This window comes from Salisediminibacterium halotolerans (assembly GCF_003814815.1).
Taxonomy (GTDB): Bacteria; Bacillota; Bacilli; order Bacillales; family Salisediminibacteriaceae; genus Salisediminibacterium; species Salisediminibacterium halotolerans.
On the sequence record NZ_RKQQ01000004.1, the window covers coordinates 28,567 to 47,536 of the forward strand.

Genomic DNA, 18,970 nt, shown 5'->3' on the forward strand with positions numbered 1-18,970 from the left:
TGTGCAAAAAAATCAGCAGTTTTCCGCCGAAGAGATCGATCGGATCGTGGAAATGGCTTGGGAAGACCGGACGCCGTTTGATGCGATAGAAACGCAATTCGGCTTGAAAGAAAAAGACGTGATTAAACTTATGCGCAAAGAGATGAGCGCTTCCTCATTTAAAATGTGGCGTAAACGGATGAATAAGCGGGCAACAAAGCACAGTGCTTCACGCCGGGGTGATGCCAAGCGGTTTCGCTCCCCGATGCAGAAGCCGCTGACATACTGACAGGGATTTAACGGCGCGCGTGTTTGAACCGTCGGTTACGAATGAGCATTTAAATTGATTTTATCTCCTTGCCAGTTTACACTATATCCACAGTGAATATGTGAATCGCATCACAGAAGCGGCAACTTAACCTTATTTTGCATATTCACTGTCTTTATTTAAGCAGTTAAGTGAATCTTTTCACAATCATAAGGAGGAATTGCTCATGAAAATTGCAGTCATCGGGAGCACGCACGCAGGAACGGCAGCGGTTAAAAACATGGCTCAGCTTTATCCTGACGCGGAGATTCACGTCTATGAACGAAACGATAATGTTTCCTTTTTATCTTGCGGTCTCGCGCTGTATGTCGGCGGCGTCGTGCAAAATGCAGACGATTTATTTTATTCGTCTCCTGCGGAACTGAAAGCGATGGGAATTAACGTCCATGTCGAACACGATGTCTCATCGATTGATACGGATAAGCAGACAATTGAAGTGACCGACTTAAAGAGCAATGAAACGCGCACAGATCACTATGACCGCCTTGTCATGACAACTGGATCATGGCCTGTCACGCCGCCGATTGAAGGCATTGAGCTTGAAAACATCTTGTTGGCGAAAAACTATCATCAGGCGAACCGGATCATTGAACAGTCTAGTCATGCTGATCACGTGACGGTTGTCGGTGCCGGCTATATCGGCGTTGAGCTCGTCGAAGCGTTTCAGCAGGCGGGAAAGCGTGTGACTTTAATTGACGGAGTTGACCGAATATTAAATAAATACTTGGACGAAGAGTTCACCGATCTTGTGGAAGCCGACTTTACTGATAAAGGAATTGAAATGCGTCTCGGGGAGACAGTTGCCCGGTTTGAAGGCGATCAAAAAGTGAACAAAGTCATTACCGACCGCGGCAGCGTCGAGACCGATATGGTTATCATGTGCGTCGGATTCCGCCCGAATACCGATCTGCTTCAAGGCAAAGTTGATATGCTTGAGAATGGCGCAATTAAAGTGGACGACTACATGCGGACGAGCAATCCGAATATTTTTGCCGCAGGCGACTGCTGTGCCGTGCGATACAATCCGACCGGTGATGCGGCTTATATCCCGTTAGCAACAAACGCTGTCAGAATGGGGACGCTCGTTGCCCGAAATATTATGACGCCGCAAATGAGAAACGTCGGCACGCAAGGCACGTCAGGTTTGCACATTTTCGGGATGAATATGGCCTCAACAGGTTTAACGGAAACAGCAGCAGCAAGTATGGGAATTTATGTGAAAAATGTCACAATCAATGAAAAACACCGGCCGGAATTTATGCCGACCTCAGAGGACGTGCAGCTGAAAGTAACGTTCGATCCTGATTCAAGGAGTATTCTCGGAGCACAGGTGATTTCGAAAGCAGATGTGACACAGTCGATCAACACGTTAAGTCTCGCCGTTCAAACCGGCTTGAAAATTGATGAACTGGCGTTTGTCGATTTCTTTTTCCAGCCGCATTTCAACCAGCCGTGGAATTTTCTTAATAAAGCAGGACTTGCGGCGTTTGAGCAGCCGGAGCCTGTAACGCCGCACGAACGAATCCAAGCTTAATCATTCCCGCTTTCGCGGGATGTTCATATATAGGCAGGAAGATGACGAGCCGTGTTTCAAATAACATTTGAAGCACGGCTTGTCTATTATTTTGTAAAACGGGAATAAGGAAACGAGCAAAGGAGGTTAACGGAGCATGAATTTAGTCTGGTTTCGTCACGATCTTAGAATCCATGATCATCTGCCGCTAAAAAATGCGTTACAATCAGAAAGAGAAACCGAGGCGGTCTATGTACTCGACAGCCGCAATAATGAGTCAGTTTCGCCGGGTCTCAGGCGAATGGGGGTGAAGCGGTTTGATTTTTTAGCCGAATCTCTTCGCGACCTCGAAAAGTCGTTGGAAAAACTCGCTGTCCCGTTGGCTGTTCTTGCCGGCACCGTGACCGCTGAGCTTGAAGACGTGATCAGGGAAAACGAGGTGACGGATGTTTATGTTCACTCTCATCCCGGTGTCGAAGAGCGAAAAGACCTTGAAGAGCTGATGCAGCGATTTTCGGAGGTTCGTTTTCACGTCAGTGCAGGCCATACGCTGCTTCGGCGCAATCAGCTGCCGTTTGACCGGAGCGAATTTCCGATGTCGTTCAGCCGTTTTCGGCGCGAATTGGAGAAAATACTGCCGATCCCGACAAAGGCGTCGGTGTTTTCACCGCAAGAGGCGGCGTTGTTTCAAGAGACCGTGATGGCTCCAGCTCAAGGTTCGCACTTAAATGACAACAGAAGCCGGATCAGGCCGTTAACGGACCTCCTCGCCGGTTATCCGAACCAGAAAACGTTCGTTGAAGGGGGAGAAACAGCGGGAATCCGTCAGTTAAAAGCTTTTGTAAATGATCCGGAGCGGCTGTTTGCTTACAAAGAAACACGCGACGGTCTGCTAAGGTTTCACGACAGTTCGAAACTGTCGTTTTGGCTTGCAAACGGGAGTCTCTCTCCCAAAAGAGTATATCAGGAAATTTTGCAGATGGAAGCGGAACGCGGCCGGAATGAATCGAGCTATTGGCTGTTTTTTGAGCTGCTTTGGCGCGAGTATTTTCAATGGCTCATGTGGATGACCGGCAGCCGTTTATTTCAGCGGCGCGGATTTTTACCGGAAGATCTTCCTTGGCATGAAGATGAACACGTCTTTGCCAAGTGGGCAAAAGGCGAGACAGGCTACCCGCTCGTTGACGCGGCGATGAAAGAGCTGAACGCAACCGGCTATATGAGCAACCGTGCCCGGCAGAATGCAGCAAGCTTTCTGACGAAAAATCTCGGGATTGACTGGCGCTGGGGAGCGCGCTATTTCGAAGAGCAGCTGCTTGATTATGATCCTGCGAGCAATTACGGAAATTGGGCGTATCAGGCCGGCGTCGGCACGGATATGCGCGAGCTTCGCGCGTTTAATGTGATTCGGCAAGGCGAGCGGTATGACCCTGGCGGCGACTATGCGAAATATTGGTTAGAGCTGCCTGAATATATTCCCGGAAAAGATGTTTATGATCCTGACAAACTGAAGTTGTACACATCGGTTCCGGAACCGATCGTGAACTTTGCCGATTCGCTCGAGAAACGTAAAAAAGAGCTCGGGTACAGCTAGCAGTGATAGAAAGAGAACAAGCCCAATAACGGCGCGACTTTTTGTACAATATCCGAAAAAAATTTAAAAAAATTTTCTTAATCGCGCTTTACAAAAACGTGAAATATGTTAAAGTAAAAATTGTTCAAAACGTTAAATAAAAATTTAATAAATAGATTTTAGGAGGTACAAGATATGCCTGAACAATTTGATTATGTCGTCATCGGCGGCGGAAGTGCGGGTTCTGTACTCGCGAACCGATTAAGTGAAGACGAAACAAAAAGTGTCCTCGTTTTAGAAGCAGGACGCAGTGATTTTTCTTGGGACTTGCTGATTCAAATGCCGGCAGCTTTGCCGTTCCCGGCCGGAAAGAGTTTGTATGACTGGAAGTATGAATCGGAGCCGGAACCTTACATGAACGGCCGGCGCATCAAGCATGCCCGCGGAAAAGTGCTTGGCGGATCAAGCTCGATTAACGGGATGATTTATCAGCGCGGCAATCCGATGGACTATGAGCGCTGGGGCGGCGATCCGGGAATGGAATCGTGGAACTTTGCCCACTGCCTGCCTTATTTCAAGCGTTTGGAAACTGCGCTTGCAGCGGATAAGGATGATGAATACCGCGGTCATGACGGCCCGCTCAAGTTGGAGCGCGGTCCAGCGAAAAACCCGTTGTTCCAAGCGTTTTTTGATGCTGCTGTGGAAGCGGGGTATACGCGTACACCGGATGTGAACGGATTCCGTCAAGAAGGGTTCGCCCCGTTTGACAAGCACGTTTATAAAGGCCGACGCATGTCGGTATCACGGGCTTATTTGCACCCGGTAATGGACCGTAAAAACCTCACAGTGCGCACCCGTGCGTTCGTATCGAGCATTGATTTCGACGGCACCCGCGCTCAAGGTGTGACGTATAAACGAAACGGGCAGACGCATCAGGTGAAAGCCGGTGAAGTAGTGTTGGCCGGCGGAGCAATCAATACACCGCAAATGCTTCAGCTTTCTGGTGTCGGCGATGCCGAACATTTGCGTTCACTCGGAATCAAACCGGTGGTTGACCTTCCGGGTGTCGGCGAAAACTTGCAAGATCACTTGGAAGCGTACATTCAGTATTCCTGCCCGCAGCCGGTCTCTGAACAGCCGAACTTAAAGAAAGCGAAGATGCCTTGGATCGGCTTGCAGTGGATGATCGGCCGCAAAGGTCCGGCCGCGACAAATCACTTCGAAGGCGGCGGATTTGTCCGTTCAAACGAAGACGTGCTGTATCCGAACTTGATGTTCCACTTCTTGCCGGTAGCGGTAAGATACGACGGTCAAGTCGCTGATACGGCTCACGGCTTCCAAGTGCACGTCGGACCGATGTATTCCGATGCCCGCGGATCGTTAAAAATCCGGTCGAAAGATCCGAAAGAACATCCAAGCATGATTTACAACTACCTCTCCACGGAACAAGACCGTCGCGAGTGGATTGAAGCGGTGAAAATTTCCCGCAAAATTATGTCGCAGCCGGCGATCGCCCCTTACAACTCCGGCGAGATGGCGCCTGGTCCGGATGTCCAAACAGACGATGAGATTCTCGATTGGGTCGCAAACGATGCTGAAACAGCGCTGCACCCAAGCTGCACAGCGAAAATGGGACCAAAGTCGGATCCAATGGCCGTTGTCGATCCGGAAAGCATGAAAGTACACGGTCTCGACAACGTGCGCGTCGTAGATGCGTCGGCAATGCCGTATGTCACAAACGGCAATATCCACGCACCGGTGCTCATGCTTGCGGAAAAAGCAGCCGACCTTATCCGCGGCCGCAAGCCGCTTGAGCCTCAGAACCTGGACTTTTACCGTCACGGCGTTCACCCGGCCGATGCAGGGACGTTGAAAAAATAAAGAGAGTTTCCCCGCTAAGAAACCCTTTCTAACCTGAATCGTGAACAAACACGAAAAAATTACTGACCTCGATTCTCAGCTTTGTTGCTGAAAATCGGGGTCTTTTTTTATTTTCGACAAACTCATACCGTTGTTTTCATAATTAAATCCTTTTCATGGAAGAACGATTTTGAAAAGAATTTGTGAACTGTTGAACATTTCATGAAAACTTTCACAAAACAAACAATTGATAATGATTATCACTTACAATGGAGGCAGTTGAGGTTATTTAGATTTTGGGGGGAAGATCATGAAACAGACAGGTATATGCGCCGTTTCGTGCAATAAAGTTTGTAAAGTAAAAGAAGTGCCGGCGTGTGAGCTGCTTGAGTCGCTGGGAATCGAAGCGGGATCGACTTTTTGCGTGAAACAAAAAAGTCCTTGGAAAGGGCCGGTCGTGGTGGAAATGAAAGGCCGAAGAGAGCTGGCAATTGATTACAGTATCGCCTCGCAATTCGTCGTTGAGGAGGTTGATGACAGTGTCTTATCATGGCAACAATCATAGCGGCGAAACGTGCAGCAAGCGCCGTGTGCTCCTGATGGGAAACCCGAATGTCGGAAAAAGCGTCATATTTTCAACGCTGACAAATAAACGTGTGATGACCGCTAATTACTCCGGCACGACCGTCACATCTGCACAAGGGGATATGATCGGCGCGAAAGTTCCGACTGCATTGATTGATGTGCCGGGTGTATATTCATTAAAAGCCGCTTCTCAAGCAGAGAAAGCGGCTGTTGATATGCTCGACAGCGGAGCGGATGTTATTGTTGCCGTTTTGGATGCAACGAACCTTGAACGTAACTTAGCTTTGGCGAAAGCGCTGAAAAAGACGGGGATTCCGGTTATTTTCATGCTGAATATGGTTGATGTGGCTGAAAGCAGAGGGATAAAAATCGATCAAAAAAAGCTAGAAGAACTGCTGGGCGCGCCGGTGATAAAGACGGTTGCTGTAAAACGCAAAGGGTTCAACCGGCTGATTGTTGAGCTCAACCGATTATTGACGGCAAATAATGCTGATGTCGATACAACTGCCGATTCTGCCCCTTCTGCTGCAACGATCGCCGAGGAAGTCATTACGTATACAGACTATGAAGAACGTCTGTCAGACAAGCTCGAACGCTGGACGATTAAGCCGTTCACCGGGATCCCGATAGCAATTTTAATCGTATTCCTTTGCTTGGCTTTTGTCGTCGGAATGGGAAAAGCCGTCCGTGCGGCATTGTTTTTGCCGCTGCTCAACCAGTATTACATTCCGTTTATGGAGCGGCTGGCAGCTGGCTTTACAGCTGAGGGAACAATGATGTATGCAATTCTAGCCGGAGAGTTCGGCGTTTTGATTAAGGCGGTGGAGTGGCCGATTGCCTTAATTTTACCTTACGTTTTTTTCTTTTATATTGTACTGTCTTTCTTGGAAGACAGCGGCTATTTGCCTCGGCTCGGGATAGTGATTGACGGATTGTTACGAAAATTCGGGCTGCACGGCCACTCAATTATTCCGATTTCAATGGGGTATGGGTGTGCGGTTCCGGCAATTATCGGGACCCGGACCGCTTCGAGCATGAAAGAACGCTTGATTGTTTCAGCGCTCGTCAGCCTTGCTGTTCCTTGCATTGCGCAAACAGGGGCATTTATTGCTTTGTTAGGCGACCATTCTTTCGTGCTGTTGCTCCTTATCTTCTTTGTATCTTTTATCGTGATGTTTATCAGCGGCTCGCTTTTGAATAAAGTATTGAAAGGCACGCTTGACCCTGTCTTGATTGAAGTACCGAATTTATTGGCACCGAGTATAGGGAGTTTGTGGAAAAAAGTGAAGATGCGAACAAAGCACTTCATGATCGAAGCGGAAATTCCGATGGTGATCGGGATTGTTGTTGCCGCGCTGACGATTGAGACCGGTGTGCTGGAATATGTCGGCTTTATTGTTGAACCCGTTGTCGTTCATTTCCTCGGACTTCCGCCGGAAGCGAGTGTTGCATTGATTCTCGGTGTGATCAGACGTGAACTTGCCGTTCTTCCTTTACTCGGAATGGATCTGTCTTTGGGGCAAATGTTTGTCGGTTCACTGGTTGCCTTGCTTTATATCCCTTGTATGAGCGTTTTTTTTGTTTTGATCAAAGAGTTTCAATTGAGATGGGCGCTTGTCATCAGCGGCGCAACAATTGTCACGGCAATGATTGTCGGGGGGACAGCCAATTACGGGATTCAGATTCTCCAGTGGTTTATGTTCACACTCGGAGGGGGAAACTAAATGAATCTGATACCAAAATGCACGTCGTTTTGTGAAAAGCTATGCTGTGATTCGAATTTTTGTGCCCGGCTGGGAGCGGTATACTATGAACGAATTATCGAACGAGAGATCAGCTCGATTAAAATAGACCCTCATTCAAAAGTTCTCTGTGTCGGCGGAGGGCGCACGCCTTATACGGCATGTCTGTTGGCGGAAAAAACAGGTGCGGATGTCAAAGTGATTGATCATGATTCGTCCGTCATCCAAGATGCCGATAAATTTATTGCGTCTTGGAACCTTAAACAAGGTTCCGTTGTTTGTGAGCATTGCTGTGGTTTAGAAATTAACGAACAAAACTTCGCTGCCGCGCATATCGCGATGCAGGTTACTTCTCAAGAGGAAGTCTTAAAACATATGTTGATGAATTGTGCTTGTCCGGCGGTACTTTGCCGAATGCCGAAAGAAAAAGTCAAAGCCCATTATCCTGACAGTTTGTCCGATTCAGTGAAAGAAGCGGCTCATGACAAAGTAACCCACGCAAACGTCTCCATGATCGGTGAAACGTGTATCTTCACTGATTTTCACTTAACGGCGGTTGATGGCTGATGATCCGGTACAGTTTGTTCGCAGTCGTTTTCGCTTTGTTGATTTACACTTTCCTGCAGCTGGATCATGCTGCGATCATCGATGCCATAGCCTTTATGAATGCTGAAACAATGATTCTTTTGGTCTTGATACAATTCGCCTCTTTTCAATTAATGGCGGTTCAATGGGGACGAATTCTTCACGTTAAAGGGGCAAAGGCGCATTGGAACCTTGTCCGCATCTTGTTTATGAGCGCCTTCACAGAAGGGGTGACCCCTTCTGTTAAATTCGGCGGAGAGCTGACAAAAGGCGTTTTAATTAAAGAAGCATTTGCATTGCCTGTAAAAACGGTCTTCGCTTACGTCACTATGCAGAAGCTGATCAGCATAGCGGGGATCTTCCCGTTTCTCGGAGTTGCGATCTGGATTTGGCGACCAGCGAATCTGCACATAAGTATGTTCATTGTGTTCTTTGGGCTTATTCTCTTCGTGTTATTGCTGCTGCGATGGAAACATACAATATTCGAACGCATTTTAAATGGAATCACCGGACGGGAGTGGCTGGTGCAATTAGTGATTGCCACGATGATTTGGACGTTATTTCCTTTAAAAGGATACTTGCTGGCGCACTCGTTCGGGCTCGATGTCAGCTTCCCGGCGATGCTTGCTATTGTCTTCATGCCTTACCTCGCAGCGATGATCCCGGTGACACCGGGAGGGATCGGAACGTTTGAAGCAACGATGACAGCTGTATTTATCGGCTTTGGCGCAGAAGCCGAAGCTGCCCTCGCGTTCACATTGGTCTTTCGCTTTATCACATTTTGGCTGGGCGTTTTGACCGGCGGAGTCATCACGGTTGTTGAACTGTCAATTGGCAGAAGCATTTCGTTCAAGAAACGCTCCCCGGCCGGATGACTTACTCCTAAATTCTTAATTACAGTCCAGTTTCCGCCGGAAAAAGAATTGAGTATTTAACTAACCGCCGGACGTGGTACAATAGTGTAGGATTAAATCATTTGGAGGCAGTGTTCATGAAGATGAAAATGGGTTTAGTATACGGCGGGAAATCGCCGGAACACAACGTATCATTACAAACGGCCAAAGCGGTCATTAAGGCGCTGGATTTAACGAAGTACGATGTCCACCCGATTTATATTACTGAAAACGGGGAGTGGATTCGCGGCAAGCAGCTTAATCAACCGGTCGAGGACGTCCGAGACCTTCGCTTAGAGAACGGGGAAGCGATCTCGCCGATGGCGATGAACCCCGAAATATTTTCAGTCGGCGGGGGTCAAAACGGTTCCGCTACGGAAAAACTAGATGTCGTATTCCCGCTGTTGCACGGACCGAACGGCGAAGACGGCACGGTACAAGGACTGTTGGAGCTTTTAAACATTCCGTATGTCGGCAACGGTGTTTTGGCTTCAGCAGCGGGAATGGACAAAGTGATGATGAAAAATGTGTATGATCAAGCTGGCATCAAGCAGCCGGCTTACGTCTGGTTTTTGCGCGGGGACTGGGAAGAACAGCGCGATCTGCTTTATAACAACGTCGAAGAATCGCTCGGTTACCCGTGCTTTGTCAAGCCGGCGAATCTCGGTTCAAGCGTCGGGATCTCAAAAGCGCGTAACCGCGCTGAGCTCGACGAAGCTTGTGCGACAGCATTTGCTTATGACCGGAAAATCATTGTTGAAGAAGGGATCGACGGCCGAGAAATTGAAATGGCTGTATTAGGAAACGATGCTCCGGAATGTTCGGTTGTCGGCGAGATCAAACCGGAGACGGACTTTTATGATTATAAAGCGAAGTATGAAGACGGAAGCACGGGATTGATTATCCCGGCGCAGGTTACCGAAAGCGAATATGAAGAAATGAAAAGCGTCGCTGTTCGCTCGTTTAAGGCATTGGATTGTGCCGGTCTTGTCCGCGCAGATTTTTTCTTAACAGAAGCGGGCGATGTCCTGATGAATGAAGTCAACACGATGCCCGGTTTTACACCGGTCAGCATGTTTCCGATGCTTTGGCAAAAATCCGGACTTTCCTATCCGGAATTAATCGAAAAACTCGTCCAGCTCGGGATTGAACGCTTCGAAGAAAAACAAAAAATCAAACACACCTTTTAAAGTGCCAGGCGGGCTGACTCCTTAAAGAGTCAGTCTTCTTGTACATAAGGAGAGATAAAAATGATTCAGCGAACATTAAAAGAAATTACAATGTGGCTTACCGGGAACGATGAAGCTAAAAGCGCACAAGCAATCAAAATCTCTGGAGTATCGACCGACACGCGTACGATTCAACCAGGAAGTTTGTTTGTACCGCTGACCGGCGAGAACTTTAACGGCCATCAATTTGCAGAAACCGCGATGGAAAACGGAGCGGTCGCTGCGCTTTGGGGCAAGCATGAAGCGAATCCGCCGGAGAATCTGCCGGTCATTTATGTTGAAGACACATTGACAGCGCTGCAGACGCTGGCGAAAAAGTACTTGGCAGAGCTGTCGGTGAACGTGGTCGGCATTACCGGCAGTAACGGTAAAACGACGACGAAAGATATGGTTGCAGCCGTTCTCGGGAAGACGTATCGCGTGCAAAAAACAGAAGGGAATTATAACAATCATATCGGTTTGCCGCTGACGATCCTTGCCCTTCGCGAAGAAACAGAAATCGCCGTGCTCGAAATGGGCATGAGTGCCCGTGGCGAGATCGAATTTCTTTCCAAATTAGCGCAGCCGGATGCAGCAATCATTACGAATATCGGCGAATCGCACATGGAAGAACTCGGCTCGCGCGCAGGCATTTCCGAGGCGAAGTTTGAAATTACCGCTGGCCTATCACCAACCGGAACGCTGATTATTCCCGGCGAAGAGCCGCTGTTAACCGAAAAAACAGCAGGCTGTTCGTTTCAAGTGCGGACATTCGGGATCGAGGAAACGAATGATTTATATCCGCAAGATGTTGAGCAGCGCAGCGACGGCACGGCATTTTCGATTAACGGTGAGAACGGGAGCGGGTTTTTTATTCCAATCCTCGGTAAACACAATGTGCAAAACGCGCTTTCCGCTGTTGCGGCGGGGGAAGTTTTTGCTGTTCCCCGTGAAGCCGCGAAAGAAGGACTGAAAACACTTGCGATGACGGGCATGCGTACAGAACTTGTCAGCGCCAAAAACGGACTGACGTTTATTAACGATGCGTATAACGCAAGTCCGACCTCGATGAGGGCAGTCGTCTCTTTGCTGAGCGACATGGACGGTTACGAACAGAAAATCGTCGTTTTAGCAGATATGCTCGAACTCGGCGTCAATGAAGAGGCATTTCATATTGAAACCGGTGAAGCGATCGACCCGAAACAGATTGATTATGTACTGACCTTCGGTGAACTCGGCGAAAAAATTGCTGAAGGGGCAAAGCGAGCGTTCGGGGAAGAGCGCGTCAGTGCTTATCAAGATAAAGATCATTTGATTGCGGATTTACAGAAGATCGCTGCCCCCGGCGATATCGTTCTTGTTAAAGGCTCCCGGGGCAAAAAGCTGGAAGATGTCGTCAATGCGTTCGTGTAGGCGAAGCCGATTGTAATAAGATCTTGTCCGCTAAAAACTCCCTAAAGTAAACGGAGTTCTCAGGTTGTAGACAAACGATTATTTTGACGTCAGCCACGCAGCCACTCCCCTCCGCTTGCTTTCCAGGAGGAGTGGATGCCTGGCTTCTTTTTATGAATACACTCGCTTCAAAAAAGAGGATGGCCCGGCATCCCGGCGCTCGCCCGCAGTGATACCTTCAGCTGAAAAAATCCGTCAGAAATTCAAGTAAACGCTTTCACTTTCTTTAAACCTATGGTAGAATTAGAAAATACATATCCCATGATGTTGTGTCAGTGTGTATGCACGGATATATACGTTAGGCGCTTCTTTTTTGAAAAATTATGTGAATGAAAGCACAAATGATGCGCCTTAAGGAGCATCAATATTGAAAGCGCTTCAATAATTGTTACAGAAAGGAGGAAGGCAGCCATGATTGAAAAAACAGTTGAAATCAGCTTGAAAGATGGATTGAAAGCGCGCCCAGCAACGCTGTTTGTCCAAGAAGCCAACCGCTTCAGGGCAGATATATTTGTCGAGGCAGGCGACAGGCAAGTGAATGCGAAAAGTATCATGAGTCTGATGAGCCTGGCGATTCGAAGCGGAACAGAAGTGACGATCAAAGCAGACGGAGACGATGCTTTTGAGGCGATTAAAGCTTTGACCGAGTTTGTCCGGACACCGGATGTATTAAAAATGATGAACAGCTGAATCTGTCCCTTGCCAAAGGAACTCTGCGGCAAGGGACTTTTTTATGCAGCATTTTAAAACCTTAAGGGTCCTTTAATACATCGTGAGGTAGAACACAGTCAAGGCTATCAAAAATAAAGGTATTACAATGAGCGCGCTCTCGGAGAGCGCTTTCATAAATGATTTTAGACCTCCCCTCCGGTCATTCAAGGAGGCGGCTTCGAACATGATAAAAACAAGCAGGGCTGCTCCGGCGAGACCAAGAATCCATCCGTTCATGATTATTCCCTCCAAATAGTCAGCATCCAGCTATAAAATATCATGAATGACAGGAGGATTAATACCTTCAGAAATAAAAAAACAGCGGCGCCTTTTGGAAAATAAAAGGTCATCCGCTGTAAAGGGGGCATAATTACTCTTCATTGATTTAAGTACCATTTCGGGAAGAGACCGGCAAATGCTTGAAATAAAAAGCTGCCAATAAAACGAGCGGTACGAAAATCGCCCAGCCGACGATCGGAATCGGCACAATCGCGGTGAAAAAGAACAGGCCAAACCCGCCGAACCATAGAGCGAAAGGGGTCACTGCGCTTTTGCTGTCGGTGATTCCTTGTTTCTTGCGTGTGCGAAGAATAAAAAAGAGTGCAAGTGTGAAAAAGGCGAAAGTAAATAGCTCCATCATATGTCCTTTCTATTCGAAAAATCGTTTGTTGCTCTGCAAAAATCGTACCACAGTATTCAAAAGTTAAAAAGGATGCTAAAAAATACACCGCTGCCATTAAAGAATGGCGGCGGTGTTGTCGTTTGCCGGTGTGGCTTCTTTTTGATAACTTTCAACCCAGTTTTGTTTGAATAAAAAGGTCATCAATTCAGCACGGTTGTGCAGGCCGTAACGGTCAAGCATCCGCGAGATCGCCGTGTTGATCGTTGACGGCGCGTAAAACAGCTTTTTTTGAATCGCAGTTGTGTCGTATCCGGCGAGTAAATGATCGAGCACATCAGCTTCAATGACGGTTAACGTTGATTTGATCTTCTCTTTCAAACGGTATTCCAACAGTCCGGCCCGCTGCAGTTTCAACTCGTTAATTCTTAACGCTACCGGCTGGTGAAGTTCAGGGGAGAGAATAAAATAGCCCTTTTCTAAATGATCCATGATCGCCTGATAATGGCGAATCAAATCAGTCGAGGTGACCACCGAGACAACATTATAATACAAGCATATTTCCGGATCGAACGGGCATTCATTATTCAATACAACGAGCAGCAGCTTATCCGGGTGATCCGCAATCATAGCTTCTACCTGGGCGGTGTGAGAACGGTTGATGTCGCAAAAACAAGTGATCAGCTCATCTGTCAGCGTTTTACTGCCGGCCTGATTAAACTGACTTCCCGGTAATTCTACAGTATTCTGCTTTACAAAATTCACACTCATCGTTGAGATCGCCATGGCAGACACACCCTTTCATCTATTTATACTGATTACACTATATAATATTTGTTGAAAAGATGCGGAAGTCATGACGAGCGATATGGCGGGCTTTTTCAAGGAAGAGGCGGAATGTTGCCGAGCAGCTGTTTAAAAATATACTTATAATTATATTTTGTATTTATTCAAGCTTGTATTCCTCAATCACTTCTCGCGGATAAATCGACATATATGATTGATCCGTCGCTTCGAAGAGTTGAATTGCCTTATACAAGTAAGTGAGAGCACGATCTTCCTCGTTTAAAAATATATAAGTGAAGCCTTTTTGGTGATATAATTCGCCTAATAGCGAGAACGTTTTATTTTTTAGTGAAGAATCGATTCCTTGATTAATTGCTTCAAGAGAATCTCTGTATCGAGAACTTTTCGTTAACGCTTGTGATAAGGTGAAATAAATACGGGTAAGCATACGTGTGTTAGGTTCGGCGATATATTGCTCTTGAATGGTTATCGCTTTTCTTAACCAATAGATTGCCCGATCATGGTTTTCAAGCAAATGTTCGAAAACCCCGATACTGTGAAGAATATTGATTTCCTGTGCAGTATAATGGTGGACTTGATGTTCTTCAACAATTTGTGTCAGTGCTTTTTTTACATAATCTATCCCTGTTTGATAATTATTATTGAAATGAAATTCGGCAATTCCCATGTGCCAATAAAGGAACTGTTTATCATAGGAGGATTTAAAAATCGGGTTTGTCATCTCTCCTGTTACAAGTTCATATAATCCTTCATAATCGCGGGCACGAACCATGTCGCCGGCCTGTTGGCGAAAATCTAGAATGTAATCACTGCGCTCGTTTTCGATTAAAGAGAAAAAATAGTCGAGACTAATGCCCAATTTCTTGATAAACTGGTAACAAAGGATTGCATTTGGAATCATCAAGCCGCTTTCGATCCGGCTGATTTGTGCTTGCGTGCAGAGCCCGTTGGACAGCTCGATTTGCGTGAGTCCTTTTTGCTTGCGCAAGTATTTCAGTGTGCTGCCGAGAATTTCTTCTTGCGTTTGCATGATTCGATCGCCTCATTTCTTTCGATGCACCATTTTATACTTATAAGTATATTATAGCAGTGAATATGAGGCAAATATTACTGCAGGTCAGCTCAAGAGCTTAAATAAAGCCAGAAGAGCTTTCCGCCTTTTTATAAGATTCGGTATACTGAACGTGTAGAAAATCCAAAAAAACAGGAGTGATGATTGATATGAAATTAAAAGCACTTGTAGCGGCAGGTTTTCTTGTACTCGGAAGTATCGGCATGGGGACAGTTGCAGACGGCGGCTCGAGCGACGCAGAGCTTGATAACTATGCAACGAGTTTTGAGATTCAAAATATTCCATCCCGACACTATTAAAATTGACATTACCACTTTTTTGAACCGACCGCCTTTTCCAGCCCTCTCTGGGAAAAGGCGGTCTTTTTTTATAGACTTTTTTGCTATACTTTACGCAAATACCCTAAAGGAGGCGGGTTTATGCGCGTCGTTTCACTTTGTCCGAGCAACACTGAGTTGGTCGTCTATTTAGACAGAAGCCAGTTTTTAGTCGGGGTCGATGATTATACGGACTGGCCGGAAGAGATCGCCCACTTACCGCGGGTCGGTCCGGATTTGTCGATCGATCTTGATGCTGTTGAGGCGCTCAAGCCTGACATCGTGCTGGCGTCTTTATCTGTTCCGGGGATGGAGAAAAATCTCGACGGACTCGAAGCCCGCGGTCTGCCCTATATCACGCTCGATCCGCAAAGCTTGGCCGACATCGGTAATGATTTAATCCGCGTCGGCGAGGCGATCGGCTGTCCGGAAACAGGCAAACAAGCGGCTGATGACTTTTGCGAGAAGTTGCACACGTTTCGGGAAAAAAGCCGACAGGTTCGGACTTATCCGACGATCTATTGGGAATGGTGGCCAAAGCCGGTGTTTACCCCGGGGGAAACCAATTGGCTCACAGAGATCAGCGAATTAGCCGGCGGGGAAAACCTCTTCGAAGATTGGCCGCAAAGCAGTGTGCAGACGACGTGGGATGATGTGCTTGAAAGAAAACCGGATATCATTTGTCTCTCGTGGGTCGGTGTCGATCAAAACCGGGTGAACCCAGAGGCTGTCAAAAAACGGCCCGGCTGGGAGTCGCTTTCGGCGGTCAAAAACGACCGCGTTTATGTGATGGAAGAGCCGCTGTTTTGCCGGCCTTCTCCCCGCCTTTTGCTCGGGTTGGAAAAATTGGCCGGGGTGCTGCATCCGGCAGTTTTTCGGACCGAAACGTAAATAAAATTTTAAAATGCCCCGCCTCAGCTTTTAACAGCGCGATGCGGGGCTTTGTGTCAATCTTCCGTTGTTAAATCCAGCTGCAAGTAATTGCTGATGATTTCGGTTACTTCAAACGCGGTATGGTCGAGCCGGTAGTTTTCAAACGCATGCTCACAAACTTTTTTGTAGGCCATGTCGCGGTCATAATGGGATAAGTGCCGTTCAATCACAGCTTCATTGTCTCCGCGTTCCCGCTGCCGCTCGATCACTGTGCTGCGGTCGGCATAAATAAAAATGCGGATCACTTTCTCTCCGTACAGCTGTTTAAGAATATCGGCGCCTTCGTTATTTAAGACGAGATAAATACAGCCTTTTTGGGCAAATTTTGTGCGGACGTCCTCTTCTTTAATTCCGTAACGGTAGCCGTTAATAACAACATCTTCAAGAAATTCCCCGTTTTCTTTTGCAACATCGAATGCGTCTTCGGAAATGAAATGATAATCTTCCCCATCTGTTTCATAAGGCCGTTTCGCCCGGGTGGTGTAGGAAATCACGCCTGTCATGTGCAGTGTCGTGCGGGCGGCCATGTTGGCAACCGTTTTTCTGCCCGAACCGTCCGGGCCCGTGAAAACAAAAATCATTTCTTTATCCTTTAAATCGTACATATACATCCCTCCCCAATAAACAGTTTCTACAAAATCGAAACAAACTCCTGCTATTATCAAATAATGCAAAGAAATTCAACTCGAAATGTGTCGAAAAATGTGAAAATTCAATTGTCGGGCCGTGTTTTCTGTGCAACAATATAAGGATAAAATAACCGACTGGTTCAAAGGAGACAACATCATGTGGCGCATATTGCTGGAAAAGAACCGAGAAGAATTTCTGCAGTTTATTGATGCAATGTCGGACGCGGTTTTTGTCATGAAAGTCGAGGATGAAGAGTTTACATATGCAGCGGTGAATAAAGCGGGTATTCAGTTAGCCGGTTTTCCAAACGACATCTTTGGCAAAACCCTCGCAGAAGCTGTGCCGCCGGACGCGGCTGCGATACTCTACAGCGAATACCGCGGGCTCGTTTATCAGCAGAAACCGAGCCGGTTCGAGTTTCACAGCGAAGCACGCGGAACCTATGAAGAATCGCTGTTAACGCCGATTACGGATGACAACGGCCGGGTGAACTATATCATTACTGTAACGAGAGATATCACTGAGCGGAAAAAGGTTGAGAAAAAACAGGAATTAGCAGAACAAAAATTCGCCTCGCTCGTTACCTTAAACACCGCCGGGGTTTTTGAAATGGATGAAGCAGGGCGTGTCATTCAGGTTAATGCCGCGATGGAAAACCTGACAGGTTACAGTGAAGCGGACTTAGTGAATGACAGGATCCGGGGTTTTTTCATTGAAGGTGCGGAGGAACTGTTTGCAGGTCAAGTGCTTCAGCAAAGCGGCGAATGGCATGTGACGGGACTTCGCTGTGACGGCGAGGTGCGTGAATGTCATTTAAAGACGGTGCCGATTATTGTCGATGAGGAACTGTTTGGCGCGTTTGGCGTAGTGGAGGATGTGACGAAAGATCGGGAATTGCTCCGAGCGATAAAGCAAAGTGAAGAGAAATACAGCCGTTTAATTGAGGAGTCGCCGGATGCGATGTTGATTCACTGCGGCGGTTACATCGAATTTGCGAACCAGGCAGCGGCAACTCTTTTGGATGCCCCTAATAAGGAGTGGCTGTTTGGTAAATCTGTGTATGATTTTCATGCATTTGGTTACAGAGCGCTGCTCGAGCGTGAGTTATGCGACCTTGTTAATGGCGAGATCGACCGAAGTTTTGAAGAAGAAACAGTTGTGACAGCTTCTGGACGGAATATTGAAGTTGAAGTCGGAAAAGTCCGGGTTGATTATAAAGCCAAAGAAGGTATTCATTCGACGATCCGCGACGTTTCAAAACGAAAGCACATGGAGAACGCCCTGAAAGAAAGTGAAGAAAAATACCGGCTGATCGCAGAACACTCGACGGATCTTATTCAGCTTGCGGATACGACAGGGGTCTTATCTTATGTCTCACCCTCGCATGAGAAGATTTTGCACACCAATGAAAGAGAGCTGAAAGAAACTCTGGTATTTTCCCTTATAGATGAAGACCACCGAGAGTTGTTTTATCAGCTGTTTATGAAGGCGCTTCGGACAGGCGTAAACGAGGCACTGGAAGTGAAAATGCACCATCCGGAAAAACAATGGATATGGGTTTATACTGATTTGCTGCCGATTCGCGGTGAAGACGATCGGGTCGAACAAATGCTCGTTGTCGGTGAAGATATTACGAAGCGAAAAGAACATGAAGCAAAAATCCATTACATGGCTTTCCATGACGGGCTGACCGGTCTTGCTAACCGCGAATTGTTTGAAAGTGAATTGAAGAAGGCAGCAGAGAAAGAACCCGGTTTTACGTTAATGTATATCGATTGTGATGATTTCAAGTCGGTTAATGATGAAAAAGGTCATGCTGCCGGCGATCATTATCTCGTTACGGTTGCGGACAGGTTGACGCACACGGTACGTAACGATGATCTTGTTGCGCGAATCGGCGGGGACGAATTTGTTGTTTTAATCCGCGGGCTGACAGATCAAAGACAAATTGATGAGATCGCCCGTCGCATCGTGAAGTCGATGGAAACGCCGTGGGTGTACGAAGGGGAAACGGAAACGATCAGCATCAGCATCGGGATTGCCGTAAGTTTCGGTGAACATGATCACGGCGATGTTCTCAGACGCGCGGACAGTGCGATGTATCAAGCTAAAAAGCAAAAAATAGAAGGCTGCCGTTTCGTTGACGGCGCAGAAACGTGAAGC

19 protein-coding genes are annotated in these 18,970 nt (G+C 47.2%); 14 read left to right on the plus strand and 5 right to left on the minus strand.

The features are described 5' to 3' along the window. Position 1: 1 nt before the first annotated feature. From EDD67_RS08325 to EDD67_RS08375, 11 genes are all read left to right on the plus strand, one after another. Entirely contained in the window at positions 2–268 is a 267-nt protein-coding gene (locus tag EDD67_RS08325; RefSeq protein WP_242006040.1) for a TIGR03643 family protein, read from the plus strand. Between the two features lie 205 nt (positions 269–473). Then, positions 474–1,841: an FAD-dependent oxidoreductase gene (locus EDD67_RS08330; RefSeq protein ID WP_121440266.1), complete on the plus strand. Its 1,368-nt coding sequence runs from the start codon at positions 474–476 to the stop codon at positions 1,839–1,841. Between the two features lie 136 nt (positions 1,842–1,977). Next, entirely contained in the window at positions 1,978–3,414 is a 1,437-nt protein-coding gene (locus EDD67_RS08335; protein ID WP_121440267.1) for a DASH family cryptochrome, read from the plus strand. 174 nt (positions 3,415–3,588) lie between these two features. Then, a complete protein-coding gene (gene betA, locus EDD67_RS08340) occupies positions 3,589–5,274 on the plus strand; it encodes a choline dehydrogenase (RefSeq protein ID WP_121440268.1) in 1,686 nt (561 codons plus the stop codon). A gap of 289 nt (positions 5,275–5,563) precedes the next feature. After that, positions 5,564–5,818 carry a FeoA family protein gene (locus EDD67_RS08345; protein ID WP_121440269.1) on the plus strand — a complete coding sequence of 85 codons (255 nt, stop codon included), beginning with the start codon at positions 5,564–5,566 and terminating at the stop codon, positions 5,816–5,818. Continuing rightward, positions 5,793–7,562 (plus strand): ferrous iron transporter B, encoded by a 1,770-nt coding sequence (locus EDD67_RS08350; RefSeq protein WP_242006041.1) that lies wholly within the window; start codon positions 5,793–5,795, stop codon positions 7,560–7,562. The genes EDD67_RS08345 and EDD67_RS08350 overlap by 26 nt, the downstream gene beginning before the upstream one ends. Further along, positions 7,563–8,147 carry a hypothetical protein gene (locus EDD67_RS08355; RefSeq protein WP_121440271.1) on the plus strand — a complete coding sequence of 195 codons (585 nt, stop codon included), beginning with the start codon at positions 7,563–7,565 and terminating at the stop codon, positions 8,145–8,147. Continuing rightward, complete coding sequence (locus EDD67_RS08360) at positions 8,147–9,040, plus strand: lysylphosphatidylglycerol synthase transmembrane domain-containing protein (protein ID WP_121440272.1); 894 nt, start codon at positions 8,147–8,149, stop codon at positions 9,038–9,040. The genes EDD67_RS08355 and EDD67_RS08360 overlap by 1 nt, the downstream gene beginning before the upstream one ends. 116 nt (positions 9,041–9,156) lie before the next feature. Next, a complete protein-coding gene (locus EDD67_RS08365) occupies positions 9,157–10,248 on the plus strand; it encodes a D-alanine--D-alanine ligase (RefSeq protein ID WP_121440273.1) in 1,092 nt (363 codons plus the stop codon). Between the two features lie 60 nt (positions 10,249–10,308). Continuing rightward, positions 10,309–11,679, plus strand: coding sequence for a UDP-N-acetylmuramoyl-tripeptide--D-alanyl-D-alanine ligase (locus tag EDD67_RS08370; RefSeq protein ID WP_121440274.1), 1,371 nt, complete (start codon positions 10,309–10,311; stop codon positions 11,677–11,679). Positions 11,680–12,129: 450 nt separating this feature from the next. Further along, positions 12,130–12,408, plus strand: a complete 279-nt coding sequence (locus tag EDD67_RS08375; protein ID WP_121440275.1) for an HPr family phosphocarrier protein — start codon at positions 12,130–12,132, stop codon at positions 12,406–12,408. A 72-nt stretch (positions 12,409–12,480) separates the two neighbouring features. Here EDD67_RS08375 and EDD67_RS08380 read toward each other — a convergent pair whose 3' ends face one another. The 4 genes from EDD67_RS08380 to EDD67_RS08395 form a co-directional block, all read right to left on the minus strand. Beyond that, complete coding sequence (locus EDD67_RS08380; protein ID WP_121440276.1) at positions 12,481–12,666, minus strand: hypothetical protein; 186 nt, start codon at positions 12,664–12,666, stop codon at positions 12,481–12,483. A 148-nt stretch (positions 12,667–12,814) separates the two neighbouring features. After that, the gene (locus EDD67_RS08385; RefSeq protein WP_093072660.1) at positions 12,815–13,066 is read right to left on the minus strand and encodes a hypothetical protein; all 252 of its coding nucleotides are present in this window, start codon (positions 13,064–13,066) and stop codon (positions 12,815–12,817) included. Positions 13,067–13,165: 99 nt separating this feature from the next. Next, a complete protein-coding gene (locus EDD67_RS08390) occupies positions 13,166–13,834 on the minus strand; it encodes a response regulator transcription factor (RefSeq protein ID WP_121440277.1) in 669 nt (222 codons plus the stop codon). A 160-nt stretch (positions 13,835–13,994) separates the two neighbouring features. Further along, the gene (locus tag EDD67_RS08395; RefSeq protein WP_121440278.1) at positions 13,995–14,885 is read right to left on the minus strand and encodes a helix-turn-helix domain-containing protein; all 891 of its coding nucleotides are present in this window, start codon (positions 14,883–14,885) and stop codon (positions 13,995–13,997) included. Positions 14,886–15,076: 191 nt separating this feature from the next. On the opposite strand from EDD67_RS08395, the gene EDD67_RS13910 reads away from it, so the two are divergent. Both EDD67_RS13910 and EDD67_RS08400 read left to right on the plus strand, forming a co-directional pair. Beyond that, on the plus strand, positions 15,077–15,226 hold the full coding sequence (locus EDD67_RS13910) for a hypothetical protein (RefSeq protein WP_154718765.1): 150 nt from the start codon (positions 15,077–15,079) through the stop codon (positions 15,224–15,226). Positions 15,227–15,346: 120 nt separating this feature from the next. Beyond that, positions 15,347–16,135 (plus strand): cobalamin-binding protein, encoded by a 789-nt coding sequence (locus EDD67_RS08400; protein ID WP_121440279.1) that lies wholly within the window; start codon positions 15,347–15,349, stop codon positions 16,133–16,135. Positions 16,136–16,191: 56 nt separating this feature from the next. On the opposite strand, the gene EDD67_RS08405 is transcribed toward EDD67_RS08400, so the two are convergent. Further along, the gene (locus tag EDD67_RS08405; RefSeq protein ID WP_121440280.1) at positions 16,192–16,782 is read right to left on the minus strand and encodes a guanylate kinase; all 591 of its coding nucleotides are present in this window, start codon (positions 16,780–16,782) and stop codon (positions 16,192–16,194) included. Between the two features lie 181 nt (positions 16,783–16,963). On the opposite strand from EDD67_RS08405, the gene EDD67_RS08410 reads away from it, so the two are divergent. Further along, complete coding sequence (locus EDD67_RS08410; protein ID WP_121440281.1) at positions 16,964–18,967, plus strand: PAS domain S-box protein; 2,004 nt, start codon at positions 16,964–16,966, stop codon at positions 18,965–18,967. Positions 18,968–18,970 lie beyond the last annotated feature (3 nt).